The organism is Mesorhizobium sp. AA23 (assembly GCF_001672435.1).
In the GTDB taxonomy this organism is placed as follows: Bacteria; Pseudomonadota; Alphaproteobacteria; order Rhizobiales; family Rhizobiaceae; genus Mesorhizobium.
On record NZ_LYTP01000012.1, the window covers coordinates 549,949 to 563,592 of the forward strand.

Annotated in this window: 11 protein-coding genes; 10 read left to right on the plus strand and 1 reads right to left on the minus strand. The window is 64.0% G+C overall.

Going from position 1 to position 13,644, the window contains the following annotated elements:
- The first annotated feature begins 53 nt into the window (after nucleotides 1-53).
- The 10 genes from A9K66_RS13305 to A9K66_RS13350 all read left to right on the plus strand — a co-directional run bounded on the left by A9K66_RS13305 (nucleotide 54) and on the right by A9K66_RS13350 (nucleotide 12,545).
- The gene (locus tag A9K66_RS13305; protein WP_067324160.1) at nucleotides 54-662 is read left to right on the plus strand and encodes a CGNR zinc finger domain-containing protein; all 609 of its coding nucleotides are present in this window, start codon (nucleotides 54-56) and stop codon (nucleotides 660-662) included.
- Entirely contained in the window at nucleotides 655-1,182 is a 528-nt protein-coding gene (locus A9K66_RS13310) for a hypothetical protein (RefSeq protein ID WP_067324162.1), read from the plus strand. Before A9K66_RS13305 ends, A9K66_RS13310 begins: the two co-directional genes overlap by 8 nt.
- Before the next feature lie 176 nt (nucleotides 1,183-1,358).
- Nucleotides 1,359-4,865: an indolepyruvate ferredoxin oxidoreductase family protein gene (locus A9K66_RS13315; protein ID WP_280944367.1), complete on the plus strand. Its 3,507-nt coding sequence runs from the start codon at nucleotides 1,359-1,361 to the stop codon at nucleotides 4,863-4,865.
- Between the two features lie 255 nt (nucleotides 4,866-5,120).
- The gene (locus A9K66_RS13320) at nucleotides 5,121-7,436 is read left to right on the plus strand and encodes an EAL domain-containing protein (RefSeq protein ID WP_067003356.1); all 2,316 of its coding nucleotides are present in this window, start codon (nucleotides 5,121-5,123) and stop codon (nucleotides 7,434-7,436) included.
- A 223-nt stretch (nucleotides 7,437-7,659) separates the two neighbouring features.
- Nucleotides 7,660-8,580, plus strand: a complete 921-nt coding sequence (locus A9K66_RS13325) for a hypothetical protein (protein WP_245307499.1) — start codon at nucleotides 7,660-7,662, stop codon at nucleotides 8,578-8,580.
- A gap of 142 nt (nucleotides 8,581-8,722) precedes the next feature.
- Nucleotides 8,723-8,872, plus strand: coding sequence for a DUF3096 domain-containing protein (locus A9K66_RS13330; protein WP_067003359.1), 150 nt, complete (start codon nucleotides 8,723-8,725; stop codon nucleotides 8,870-8,872).
- Between the two features lie 272 nt (nucleotides 8,873-9,144).
- Entirely contained in the window at nucleotides 9,145-9,369 is a 225-nt protein-coding gene (locus A9K66_RS13335; protein ID WP_067003362.1) for an aa3-type cytochrome c oxidase subunit IV, read from the plus strand.
- Nucleotides 9,370-9,455: 86 nt separating this feature from the next.
- Nucleotides 9,456-10,724, plus strand: a complete 1,269-nt coding sequence (locus tag A9K66_RS13340; RefSeq protein WP_067324168.1) for a Re/Si-specific NAD(P)(+) transhydrogenase subunit alpha — start codon at nucleotides 9,456-9,458, stop codon at nucleotides 10,722-10,724.
- Nucleotides 10,724-11,146: a proton-translocating transhydrogenase family protein gene (locus A9K66_RS13345; RefSeq protein ID WP_067003367.1), complete on the plus strand. Its 423-nt coding sequence runs from the start codon at nucleotides 10,724-10,726 to the stop codon at nucleotides 11,144-11,146. The genes A9K66_RS13340 and A9K66_RS13345 overlap by 1 nt, the downstream gene beginning before the upstream one ends.
- A gap of 1 nt (nucleotide 11,147) precedes the next feature.
- On the plus strand, nucleotides 11,148-12,545 hold the full coding sequence (locus tag A9K66_RS13350; protein WP_067324170.1) for an NAD(P)(+) transhydrogenase (Re/Si-specific) subunit beta: 1,398 nt from the start codon (nucleotides 11,148-11,150) through the stop codon (nucleotides 12,543-12,545).
- 76 nt (nucleotides 12,546-12,621) lie between these two features.
- Here A9K66_RS13350 and A9K66_RS13355 read toward each other — a convergent pair whose 3' ends face one another.
- Nucleotides 12,622-13,539: a hypothetical protein gene (locus tag A9K66_RS13355; RefSeq protein WP_067324172.1), complete on the minus strand. Its 918-nt coding sequence runs from the start codon at nucleotides 13,537-13,539 to the stop codon at nucleotides 12,622-12,624.
- Between the last annotated feature and the right edge of the window lie 105 nt (nucleotides 13,540-13,644).

The window sequence follows — 13,644 nt, forward strand, 5'->3', positions numbered from 1 at the left end:
GTTGCATCCGAAATCTAACTTGTCAAATACGTTTTATCGGTTAGATTTCCGGCATGACGGTATCCTGGACCCCGCACCGCTTCACCGGCGGCATCCTCGCGCTCGACACGGCGAACACGGTCGTCCTGCGCAACGATCCGGAAAAGACCTTCGACCGTTTCGCTGATCCGGCCGAGATCGCCCGCTTCGCCGAGGCGGCGAGCGGCTTTCGCGCCGCCGAGCTTGGCGGCCGGCGGCTGGAGGCGCCTGAACCGGGCGGCATCGCCGCGGTCGTGCTGTCGATACGCGAGGCGACGGACCGCCTGTTCCGCCATGCCATAGCGAAAGGCGCGATCGCCGCCGGCCATCTGCCGGATTTCCTGACCGCCTGCGCCAACGGCCTCTCCGGCAGCAGCATCGAGATCGGCGCACCGGGCAGGCCCTTTGGCGATCCGGCGACGCCGATAGCGTTCGAGGCGGCTTTGGCCGTCTCGGCGCTTTCGCTGCTGCGCGACGACACCGTTGCCAGGCTCAGGATCTGTCCGAACTGCAGCTGGCTCTTCGTCGACCGCAGCCGCAACTCAAGCCGCCTCTGGTGCGACATGGCCGTCTGCGGCAACCGCCAGAAAGCGAACCGCTATTATCGCCGCCGCACGGCGGCCAGGGAGGCCACCAATGCTTAGAAAATTCCGTTCGATCGCTCTCGGCGCGGCCCTGATCGCCGCGACGGCGCTCGGCGCCTGCCGCGACACCGGCAAGGAGCAGCTCTTCGCCATTTCCGGCAAGCTGTTCGAGTTCAACTACCGGCTTGGCATCGCCACCTATGTCATCACGCTGAGACCGCTGCGGCCGATGGGCGAGGGACAGATTGCGGTGGTGAATTTCCAGAATCCGGCCGGCGGCGACCCGCTCATCGTCAACCAGAAGATCTGGCCGAAGCTCCCGCATATCACCTTGACCAGCCCGCCGCTCACCTGCGTGGTCAAGGACAAGCCCTATTCCGTCACGATCCGCATCGAGGATTCGAGCGGCACGTTGCTTCAAAGCCTCGAGACGACGATGACCTCCTCGGCGGACCAGACCATGCTGCCGGACCGGCCGCTGGTAATCGGGCCGAAATACGAGCTCAACCCGGACCTTGCCGGGCACCCCGACGGCAAGCTGCCGGATGCGCCCAAGCCGGATTGCTCGAAAGCGGCGTGAGGCCCGCTGGACTGGTTGAAATTTTCGTGCGCTGCAAAGCGTTTAGCGTGCGATTGAATGCGGCGGCCGCTTCCAGCGGGACCGTTTGTTGCGTGCGCTCTGGCCGCTGCGATTTCGTTTGACCTGTCCCGCAAGGGAAGAAAGACTGCGGCCTCTCACTCCGACGTTGGCCGCCGATCCGCGGCGCGCCTCCGCAGAGGACATGCCTGATGACGCTGCATGACGTCGCGCTCGACGACAAGTTCGACCTTGGCAAGGAGCGCGTTTTCCTGTCCGGGGCGCAAGCCGTCGTGCGCATGCTTTTGATGCAGCGCGAGCGCGACCGCCGCGCCGGCCTCAACACCGCAGGCTTCGTCTCCGGCTATCGCGGCTCGCCGCTCGGCGGCCTCGACATGCAGCTGTGGAAGGCGAAGCGGCAGCTTGCGCAAGCCGACATCGTCTTTCAGCCGGGTCTCAACGAAGAGCTCGCCGCCACCGCCTGCTGGGGCTCGCAGCAGACCGAGCTACTCGGCGAAGGCACCCATGACGGCGTCTTTGCCGTCTGGTACGGCAAGGGGCCGGGCGTCGACCGCTCCGGTGACGTTTTCCGCCACGCCAATCTCGCCGGATCGTCGAAAAATGGCGGCGTTCTCGCCCTGATGGGCGACGACCATATGGCCGAATCCTCGACCAACGCGCACGCGACCGAATTCCTGTTCGTCGACACCATGGTGCCGATCCTCAACCCCGCCGGCGTCCAGGAGATCATAGACTACGGTCTCTTTGGCTTCGCCATGTCGCGTTTCGCCGGCACCTGGGCGGCGATCAAATGCGTCAAGGACAACATCGAATCGACCGCTTCGGTCGACGCCTCGATCGCGCGGCTGAACATCGTCATTCCCGACTTCGACATGCCGCCGGGCGGTCTGAACATCCGCCACGAGATCGACATGCTCGGCCAGGAGGAGCGCCTGCATGAGCACAAGCGCGCCGCCGCCTCCGCCTTCATCCAGGCCAACGGGCTCAATCAGATCGTCTATTCGGGCGGCCGCCACCCGAAGCTCGGCATCATCACCATAGGCAAGAGCTATCTCGACGTCCGCCAGGCGCTGGAGGATATCGGCATCGACGAAAAGGCGGCCAATCGCATCGGCATCCGCCTGTTCAAGGTCGGCTGCCCCTGGCCGCTCGATTATCAGCATATCGCCGATTTCGCCCGCGGCCTCGATACCATCGTCGTCGTCGAGGAAAAGCGCTCGCTGATCGAGGTGCAGTTGCGCGAGAACCTCTACGGCTCCGCTATTCAGCCTGCCATCGTCGGCAAGAAGGACGAGCGCGGGGACTGGCTGTTTCCGGCCAAGGGCGCGCTCGACCCGAACGAGATCGCGATCGCGCTCGGCGAGCGTATCCTGCGCACCATCGGCCCCTCGGAGGAGATCGCGGCGCGGGTGGCGAAGCTGCGCCAGTTCCAGGCGATGCTCGCCGATACCGCGGACATCGGTTCGCGCACGCCGTTCTTCTGCTCGGGCTGCCCGCACAATTCCTCGACCAAGGTGCCGGAGGGCTCGCTTGCCGCCGCCGGCATCGGCTGCCACTTCATGGCGCTGTGGATGGACCGGAACACGGTCGGCTTCACCGCCATGGGCGGCGAGGGCGCGCAATGGGTCGGCCAGGCGCCGTTCTCCAAGCGCGGCCATATCTTCCAGAATCTCGGCGACGGCACCTACAACCACTCCGGCGCGCTGGCGATCCGCTTTGCGCTCTCCTCAGGCGCCAACATCACCTACAAGATCCTCTACAATGACGCAGTCGCCATGACCGGCGGCCAGCCGCACGAAGGTGGCCTCACCGTCGATATGATCGCCAAACAGGTGCGCGCCGAGGGCGTCGAGCGCATCGCCGTCGTCACCGACGAGCCGGCTAAATATGCCGGCAAGGCCGATTTCCCGCCCGGCGCCACGATCCATCACCGCGACGAGCTCGACCTCGTCCAGCGCGAGCTGCGCGAGGTCAAGGGCGTGTCGGTGCTTCTCTATGACCAGACCTGCGCCGCGGAAAAGCGCCGGCGCCGCAAGCGCGGCACCTTCCCCGATCCCGACAAGCGCGTCTTCATCAACGAACTGGTCTGCGAAGGCTGCGGCGATTGCGGTGTGCAGTCGAACTGCGTCTCGATCCAACCGGTCGAGACCGAATTCGGCCGCAAGCGCCGGATCGACCAGTCGAGCTGCAACAAGGATTTTTCCTGCCTCAACGGCTTCTGCCCCTCTTTCGTGACGGTGCATGGCGGCAAGATCAGGAAGGCCGAGGGGATTGCCGGCAAGAGCGATCCGCTCGAAGGCGTGTCGTCACCCGCCGAATTTCCACTCGGATCTCAGGGCTGGGCGGCGATCATCGACGGTGTCGGCGGCACCGGCGTCGTCACCATCGGCGCGGTGCTGGGCATGGCTGCCCATATCGAGGGCAAGGGCTGCGGCATGATCGACATGGCGGGCCTTGCCCAGAAGGGCGGCTCGGTCTTCACCCATGTCCGCATCGCCCCGACGCCCGAGGGCATCCACGCCATCCGCGTTTCCGCTGGCAAGGCCGATCTTGTGCTTGGCTGCGACCTCGTCGTCTCCGGCGCCAAAAAGGTGCTCGCCGCGGTGCGCGAGGGCCATACCATGTTCCTCGCCAACACCGCCGAGATCATGCCCGGCGAATTCACCCGTTCCGCCGATTTTTCGCTGCCGGTCGAGCGGCTGAAGAAGGCGATCCGTGCCGCCGCCGGCGACGACAAGGCCCACTTCTTCGATGCCACCCGCACGGCGACCGCGCTGTTCGGCAATTCGCTCGGCGCCAACATGTTCATGCTCGGCTTCGCCTTCCAGCATGGCGGGCTGCCGCTCTCGGCCGAAGCCGTTGAAAAAGCGATAGAATTGAACGGCGAAGCGGTGGTGATGAACATCGCCGCCTTTCGCTGGGGCCGTCGTGCCGCGCACCAGCCGGATTTCGTGCGCGGCCTGGTCGATCATACCGGCAAGCCGGCATCGGCACCCGCCGAAACGCTCGACGACATTGTCGCCCGGCGGGTGGCTTTCCTCACCGCCTACCAGAACGCCGCCTATGGCAAGCGCTATGCCAACAGGGTCGCGGCGCTGCGCGCAGCCGAGGCGACAGCGGTTCCCGGCTCGACGGTCGTCACCGAGGCGGCCGCGAAAAACCTGTTCAAGCTGATGGCGATCAAGGACGAGTATGAGGTGGCCCGGCTTTACACCGACGGCAGCTTCGCCGCCGATCTCGCAAGGCAGTTCCAAAGCTACGAAAAGCTGGAATTTCACCTCGCGCCGCCGATCCTCGGGCGGCGCGGCAATGACGGCAAGCCGAGGAAATCGAGTTTCGGCCCGTGGATGATGAAGGCATTTCGCCTGCTTGTTGTCATGAGAGGCCTGCGCGGCACCGCGTTCGACCTGTTCGGCCATACCGCCGAACGGCGCGCCGAGCGGCAACTGCTTGCGCAATACGAGGCCGATCTCGATCTGATCGCCGCAGCACTTGCGCCGGGCAAGGTCGAGGCCGCCGCCGCTCTGGCCTCCGTTCCGGCGCTCATCCGCGGCTATGGCCATGTCCGGCAGGCCAGCGCCGCCAAGGCGTCCGAAGAGCGCTCCAGGCTGCTGCAGCGGCTGACCGAGGCCGCTCCGGTGCCCGTTCTCAGCGCTGCCGAGTGATTGCGCCAGACCAATCCCGAAGTTTTCGTCGGTCGGCCTAAAGTGCCTCGCGTGGAAATGGATCCAGGAGAGGCGCTTTAGGCCTTTGTTCGATGCAGGTCGTTCTCCCAAAACCGCTGCGCACTTGTGGGTGACATGCGTTAGGTCCTTTGCGGCCCTTGGCCGGCAGACCGAAGCCGCTGCTCAAGGCGGTTCTGTTCTAAGCCTTTCTTAAGGCGGTTGTGTCATGACGAGGCTTAGCGTTGGGCCGACCCTATGGGCAAAACAAAGACCGAAAGCATCCCAGCGGATGTTTATATCCAATTTGTGCGGTCGTTGTTCGACAACGCGCACATGTTGTTGATCGGTGGCGCGTGCTACTGGATCCTCGGATTCATGATCTATCTGCGCACCCACAATCCCCTGTTCCTGGCGTTTTCTTTTGCCCTGCTTTCCGTCAGCCTTATCCGTTACTTCGGCATTCGCGGCTTCCTGAGGACAGGCGGCGCAATTGCCGATGTCGAACACGCGCAGCGGTTGGAGCGCAGCTACATCCTGAAGGGCTGCCTTCAGGGTCTCGGATTGGGCGCGCTGTGTTTCGTGTCGATCTACATATATCCCGAACCGTTCGCCGAGCTCGCGGCAATGTCGCTCACGCTGGCGACCCTGGTCACCGTTGTCGCCCGCAACTATGGGTCGCCGCGCATGGTGCGGATCTTTTCCGTGACCTTCATCGGTCCGGCGGCTCTCGCGCTCCTGCTGCGCATGGACGCGCCCTCCGTCGTCCTCGGCCTGATGATCATCCCGATGACGTTCATCACCATCACCGGCGCCGATCATGTCCGCAACGTGCTGTTCTCGGCGGTCATCGGCCACAAGCAGGCGAGAAACCTGACGCGCAGGTTCGACCGCGCGCTCAACACGATGTCGCACGGCCTGGTCATGCTCGGCCCCGACGGGCGCGTCGCCGTCGCCAATGCCGAGGCCGCCCATCTGATGTCGCTGAAATCGGCCGACGCGCTGCTCGGGCGCTCGATCCACGGCCTTCTGATGCGCGGCGTCGCCGGCGGCATGCTGGCACCGAAGGATTGCCGCTACATCGAGGCGCAGCTGACGCGCGCCTTGCGCGAGGGCCGGGACCGCAAGGTGCTCGTGTCGCTCGCCAATGGCCAGCACTACGAGTTCTCCGCGCGCGAAGGCAGCCAGGAACTCGGCGTCATCACCTTCGAGGACGTCACGGCCCGGGTCGAGGCGGAGGAAAAGATCCGCTTCATGGCGCGCTACGACAACCTCACCGGCCTGCCGAACCGTGCCTACTTCCACGAGCTGGTCGGCGAAGCCATGGCGTCCGGCGACCGCGACCGGCTCTGCGGCTTGGCGGTGCTCGACCTCGATGATTTCAAGAGCGTCAACGACACGCTCGGCCACCCGGTCGGCGACGGTCTGATCTACGCCGTAGCCGAGCGCCTGGCAGCGGTCGCCGGGCCGGGCATCAATGTCAGCCGCTTCGGCGGCGACGAATTCATGATCTATTTCGACCGCATCGAGGATGAGAGCCATCTCAGCAGCCTGCTCGACGAGATCTTCGCCGGCCTGCAGGGCGAAGTCGACGTCGCCGGTCACGGCCTGCGCATCCAGACCAGTGGCGGCGCGGTGTTGTCCGTGGTCAAGGACACCGACGTCGACGGCATGATCGTCAAGGCGGACCTCGCGCTCTACAAAGCCAAGGAGCTCGGCAAGAACAGCTGGCGGCTGTTCGAGGCATCGATGGACGCCGCCTTCCGCAATCGCCAGCTGATGAAGGCCGATCTGCGCAGCGCCGTGCAAGCCAAGGAGTTGCGCGTCGTCTACCAGCCGATCGTGTCGATGAGCACCATGCGCATCGCCAGCTGCGAGGCGCTCTGCCGCTGGGATCATCCCGATCTCGGCCCGATTTCGCCGGGCGTCTTCATTCCGCTGGCCGAGGAGATGGGCATCATCTCCGAGATCAGCTCTTTCGTGCTGCAGGCGGCCTGCGCCGAATGCGCCAAATGGCCGGCCCAGACCAGCGTTTCGATCAACCTGTCGGCCAAGGACTTCCGCAACCGCGACGTCGTGCAGAAGGTGCGTGATGCGCTGGCGGCGTCGGGCCTTGCGCCGCACCGGCTCGAGATCGAGGTGACGGAGACTGCCCTGCTCGACGACAAATCACTGACCCGCGAGCTGATCGAAGAGCTGAAAGCGCTGGGCGTCCGCATCGCGCTCGACGACTTCGGCACCGGCTATTCCAGCCTCAGCTACCTGCACAAGCTGCCGCTCGACAAGATCAAGATTGATCGCTCCTTCCTGATCGACGTGACCCAGAGCCCCCAGTCGCTCGATCTTCTGAAGGGTATCGTCGGCTTGACCCGGACGCTGGGCCTGGTCGTCACGATCGAAGGGGTGGAGACTTTCGAGCAGCTGAAGATATTGGTGCGTTCGGTCAAGCCAGACCTCGTGCAAGGCTTCCTGTTCGGCGCCGCGCTCAGCGCGTCCGGCATCGAGACGATGTCGAACGTCACCTGGCCATTCGCCGCGGACCTGCGCCTCGCCCCCAGACGGTCGGCCAGATAGGGAATTTCATCATTCAGGATTAAGAATGCGCGTTGCGTTGGCTACGCAGCAATTTTCGTCCAATCGGAAGGTTTTGACCCGATTGTTCAGGATCAAAAGCTCACATTTGTTTTATCTAAGCAATTCAATACGGCAAAGTATTTTGGCTTGATGCCCTATATTACCGGTAGCTGCGGCAGCCAAGTCCTTTCAGCTCTGGCATCTGTGAACTCCTTGACATCGGATGCGTGCCAAGGTCCGAGTGTGCGGTCGACTTTTCCGCGCAACCCTTTCCGGCGCATTGTTAAGGTTAACGGAAGGTAAACCAGCAGTATCGAATTTTCGGCTTGTGTCTCATTTTGACTCGAATAGCCTGTTTACAGGCGGATACGAGGACTTGAGGATGGATACTGCAAGAAACGATGCGCAGGCTGACGCCGGCGCAAATGCTGGCTCGGCGCTGAATCGTTCGATCATGCAATTGCTGGAGCATGTCGATTATCGTTTGATCACGGGGGGCGAGGATCTGGAGGCGATCTACCGCCTTCGCTATCAGTCCTACCTGCGCTCAGGCATGTGCGGCCCGATCGCCAGCGGGATGTTCGAGGATCGCTGGGACAACCTGCCGAATTCCTACCGGTTCGGCGTCTATTTCGATGGCCACTTGGTCAGCACGCTGCGGCTCCATTACATTTCCCGCGAGCACCCCTATTCGCCCTCTGTCGACGCCTATCCGGAAATCTTGGCAGAGCGGCTTGCCCGCGGAGAAACCTTCATAGACGGAACCCGGTTCGCAACCGACGCGGATAGCGCGCCCGCGCCCGGAGTCCTGCCTTTCCTGACGCTGAGGCTCGGCATGGTGGCTTCCAGCTATTTTGGCCAGACGGCCGTGCTGACGCCGGTCAAGGTCGAACATTCCGCTTACTACGCCCGCATCTTCCATGCCGTGCAGCGGACAGAAGGCAAGGTGTTTCCGGGTGTCCTTGCGCCGATCGCCTTGTTCGAGATCCCCTGCGGTGAAAACTTGCGCCAGACGCTCGACCGCTTCCCGTTCTTCAAGTCGACGCCGGTGGAGCAGCGGATGATGTTCGCCAATCCGGCCATCAACCGGCTCACCCCTCTGTCGATCGTACCGACGGCCAAATACTATCGCGATGCCGCCTGAACGGGCGTCCTTCCGCGCCTCGTGAACCTTCCCCGCGGCTCCCGCGTTACGAGTACCGGCGTCACTAATCATCGACGGCGCCGCATTCTTGCCCCAGGCTTGTCGCCGGCTCAAATCGGGTTTCACGGGAAGGAGTACGATTATGACCATCCACTCGCTTGCGCTCACGCCCCTGATCTCGCTGATCGCCGGCATATTGATCCTGGTGATGCCGCGCCTGCTCAATTACATCGTCGCGCTCTATCTGATCGTGGTCGGCCTGCTCGGCCTGTTTCCGCACCTCGCCGCCTAATGCATCTCGCCCGGAACCGTGCGGCGGTTCTGGGCAACGGCACCCATCAAAAAGAGCTTTGAAGCCTCTCGCCTGAATCCGATTCAGCGCGACGCGCTTTAAAGGCCTACGACGCCCCTCGCCACGGCGAGGGCCTCCCATCGCAATTTTAGCTTCCGCCCATTTCAACTTTCGTTTGAGGCTGTTGTCGCCGGCCGTGCGGCAATAGCGCCATTGCTCTTGGTCGGGCTTTTCGCTATGTGCCTCGAAGGCATTTTCGAAGGGGTATTCCTATGGCTGATCACACGCCGACCGGTCCTGTCGAACTGGGCGCGCAGATGGACTATGCCGAGCATGATCGCACCTACAACGCATTTCTCACGCTCGCCAAATACGGCTCGCTCGTCTGCGCCGCCATTCTGCTGGCCATGGCCTTCGGCTTCTTCGCGGGCGGCTTCTTCTCGGCGACCATCCTGTTCATCGTGATCATGGCCGTCGGCTATTTCATTCTGCGGTAGACTCTCCAAGCCATTGCGTTCGACGTTCCGCCGGAGGTCCCGGCCGACGCCTTGCGCAGCAAGGTTCCAGCCGAAAGGATCATGCGGTGGGGCAGACGGTATTCATCCCTCGTGAGCTTGACGCGAACGAGCCGCGAGTCGCGGCCTCGCCCGAGACGGTGAAACGGCTGGCGGGCCTGGGCTTCGAGGTGGTCGTCGAGAAGGGCGCCGGCCTCGGCTCGCGCATTACCGATCAGGAATTTGCCGCCGCCGGCGGCACGATTGGAACTGCCGGGGACGCCAAGAACGCCGATGTGGTGCTGAAGGTGCGCCGGCCGACCGATGCCGAGCTCAAGGGCTACAAATCGGGCGCGGCCGTCATCGCCATCATGGATCCTTACGGCAACGATGCGGCGCTGGCCGCGATGGCCAAGGCCGGCATCACCGCCTTCTCGATGGAGTTCATGCCGCGCATCACCCGCGCGCAGGTGATGGACGTGCTTTCCTCGCAGGCCAATCTTGCCGGCTACCAGGCGGTGGTCGATGCGGCGGCCGAATATGACCGCGCGCTGCCGATGATGATGACGGCGGCGGGCACGGTGCCGGCGGCAAAAACCTTCATCATGGGCGTCGGCGTCTCCGGTCTGCAGGCGATCGCCACCGCGCGCCGTCTCGGCGCCGTCGTCACCGCCACCGACGTGCGTCCGGCGGTGAAGGAGCAGGTGCAGTCGCTCGGCGCAAAGTTCCTGGCGGTCGAGGACGAGGAGTTCAAGGCGGCGGAGACCGCCGGCGGCTACGCCAAGGAAATGTCGAAGGAATATCAGGCCAAGCAGGCGGCCCTGACCGCAGAGCACATCGCCAAGCAGGATATCGTCATCACCACGGCGCTGATCCCTGGACGTCCGGCGCCGAAGCTGGTGTCGGCCGCCATGGTCGCCTCGATGAAGCCGGGCTCGGTGATCGTCGACCTCGCCGTCGAACGCGGCGGCAATGTCGAAGGCGCGGTGCCCGGCACGGTCGTGACGACGGAAAACGGCGTCAAGATCGTCGGCCATCTCAATGTGCCCGGGCGTGTCGCTGCATCCGCTTCGCTGCTCTACGCCAAGAACCTCTACGCCTTCCTCGAGACGATGGTCGACAAGGCGACGAAGACCCTTGCCATCAAGCGCGATGACGAGTTGGTCAAGGCGACGATGCTGACCGATGCCGGCCAAGTCGTGCACCCCAGTTTCGCCAAGGCCGCCGGGCAGCCGCGCACCGAGCCGGCTGCGATCCCGGCCACGGTCCTGGTCGTGGATGCCGCCGACAAGAAACCGGCGCCCAGGAGGAGGGCCGCAGCCAAGTCACCCTCGCCTAAGCCAGAAGGGACCGCGTGATGGAACAGCTGCAGAAAGCCCTCGACCAGCTCGATCAGGCGACGGCTGCCGTACGCCTCGCGGTGCAGGATCTCGCCAATGCGCCCGCCGGCGCCGAGGCTGCCGGCAACGCGGCGCACGCGCTCTCGGGCGGCGCCATCGATCCCTTTGTCTTCCGCTTCGCCATCTTCGTGCTGGCGATCTTCGTCGGCTATTATGTCGTCTGGTCGGTGACGCCGGCGCTGCACACGCCGCTGATGGCCGTCACCAACGCCATCTCCTCGGTCATCGTCGTCGGCGCGCTGCTCGCCGTCGGCATCGCGGCCTCCGGCCTTGCCGCGGGCTTCGGCTTCATCGCCCTGGTGCTGGTGTCGGTCAACATCTTCGGCGGCTTCCTCGTCACCCAGCGCATGCTCGCCATGTACAAGAAGAAGGAAAAGTGACGTGACCGTCAATCTCGCTTCCTTCCTCTATCTGGTCTCCGGCATCCTCTTCATCCTGGCGCTGCGCGGCCTGTCGCATCCGACCACCAGCCGGCAGGGCAATCTCTACGGCATGATCGGCATGGGCATTGCCATCGCCACCACGCTGGCGCTGGCGCTGCCCTCGGCTGGCCGCTTCGGCCTGATCGTGCTCGGGCTTGCCATCGGCGGCGGCGTTGGCGCCTATGTGGCGCGCCGCATCGCCATGACCTCGATGCCGCAGCTGGTCGCCGCCTTCCACTCGCTCGTCGGTTTCGCCGCCGTCATGGTGGCGGCGGCAGCAATCTACGCGCCGGAAAGCTTCGGCATCGGCACGGCCGGCGACATCCATGCCCAGGCGCTCATCGAGATGAGCCTCGGCGTCGCGATCGGTGCCATCACCTTCACCGGCTCGGTTATCGCCTTCCTCAAGCTCGACGGCCGCATGTCCGGCAAGCCGATCATGATCGGCGGCCGCCACCTGATCAACATCGCGCTCGGCGTAGCCCTCGTGGTGCTGATCGTGCTGCTCGTCACCACCGAATCCAAGCTAATCTTCTGGCTGATCGTCGCCGCTTCGCTGGTGCTCGGCGTGCTTCTGATCATCCCGATCGGCGGCGCCGACATGCCGGTCGTGGTGTCGATGCTGAATTCCTATTCCGGTTGGGCGGCAGCGGCGCTCGGCTTCACGCTCGGCAATCTGGCGCTGATCATCACCGGTGCGCTGGTCGGTTCTTCCGGTGCGATCCTGTCCTACATCATGTGCAAGGGCATGAACCGCTCCTTCATCTCCGTCATTCTCGGCGGCTTCGGCGGCGAGACGGCTGCGGCTGCCGACGACGGCATCGAGCGCACCGTCAAGCAGGGCTCGGCCGACGACGCCGCCTATCTGATGATGAACGCGCAGAAGGTCATCATCGTGCCGGGCTATGGCATGGCGGTGGCCCAGGCCCAGCACGCGCTGCGCGAGATGGCCGACAAGCTCAAGGCCAATGGCGTCGAGGTAAAATACGCCATCCATCCGGTTGCCGGCCGCATGCCTGGCCACATGAACGTGCTGCTCGCCGAGGCCAATGTGCCCTATGACGAGGTGTTCGAGTTGGAGGATATCAACTCCGAATTCGCCCAGGCCGATGTCGCCTATGTCATCGGCGCCAACGACGTCACCAACCCGTCCGCGCGAGATGACAAGAGCAGCCCGATCTACGGCATGCCGATCCTCGACGTCGACAAGGCCCGCACCTGCCTGTTCGTCAAGCGCTCGCTGGGTTCGGGCTATGCCGGCATCGACAACACGCTGTTCTATAAGGACGGCACCATGATGCTGCTCGGCGACGCCAAGAAGATGACCGAGGAAATCGTCAAGGCCTTCGATCACTGATCCGGCTTGCCATCTCAAAGACCGAAAAGCCCGGCCGTGAGCCGGGCTTTGTCTTCCAATCACCGGATGGTTCAGTCTAGCCTTTGGAAAGGAAAAGCGCCTCGTCTTCGTCGCGCTGCTTGCCGCCGAGAGCTGCGGCAGCGCTGGCGATGAATGCGCCGATGACCAACGCCAAAGCGCCGATCAGGGCAAATGAGGCCGTTGCCTTCCTGGCCGTGTCTGCCGCCTGCTTGGCCTTGGTCTTAGCCTCCTCCACCTTTGCAAGCACCGCATCGACACGGGCCTTTGCGTCGGCTTCCGGAAGGCCTGTGCGGGCAGTCACAAGCTGCGCCAGGTAGGTCTTGTCGTCGGCCGACACCTCACCGGCGGCGGCACTCGCGACCAGGATGCGAGACGCTTGCGCCGTGGTCGCCGCGTCGTTCTGCGGATTGGCGGCTGCAAGCTTGCTCGCATCCGCCGGACGGAACAGCGTGTCGACGAAATACGATGTCGCATTGTCGACCGAGGCGCCGTCGGCGTTTGCCGACGCGCCTGCCGAGGCACCCATCGCGGCGCCCGACGCGACAGTGGATGCCGCCTGCACGCCCGTCCCAACTGCAGCCGACAGGACCGAGCCGAGAACACCGGCGACAAGCAACGTGGCCAGCGCCCAGGCAAGGAAGCCGTGGGTGGTGTCACGGAAATAGACCTCGTCAGTGTGGACGCCAACCCATTTGGTCCGCAACCGCCCGGCAAGATAACCGCCTAGGCCCGCCGACAGCCATTGCACGACGATCAACCAGGCGCCGGTGGTAGCCGCGAAGGTGGTGACCGAAGGATTCGACGCGGACCAGGGCGAAACCATCGTCAGCCCGAGTCCGGAGCCGAGCAAGGTAAGGATGAGAGTCAAAGCCGAGGCTGCGAAAGCGCCAGCGATGATCGGCCCCCAACTGACGGCGGTGGCGGAGGATTCTAGCGTACCGGGAGCATCGGTTGCCGATAGGGTGGGCTGCATCGAAGCCTCCTAGCGGGCAAAAAGCATGATGAGAATGATGATCGGAATCGGAACCCCGAGCAACCAGAGCAAGATACCGCGGCCCATCGAAACCTCCTGAAACAA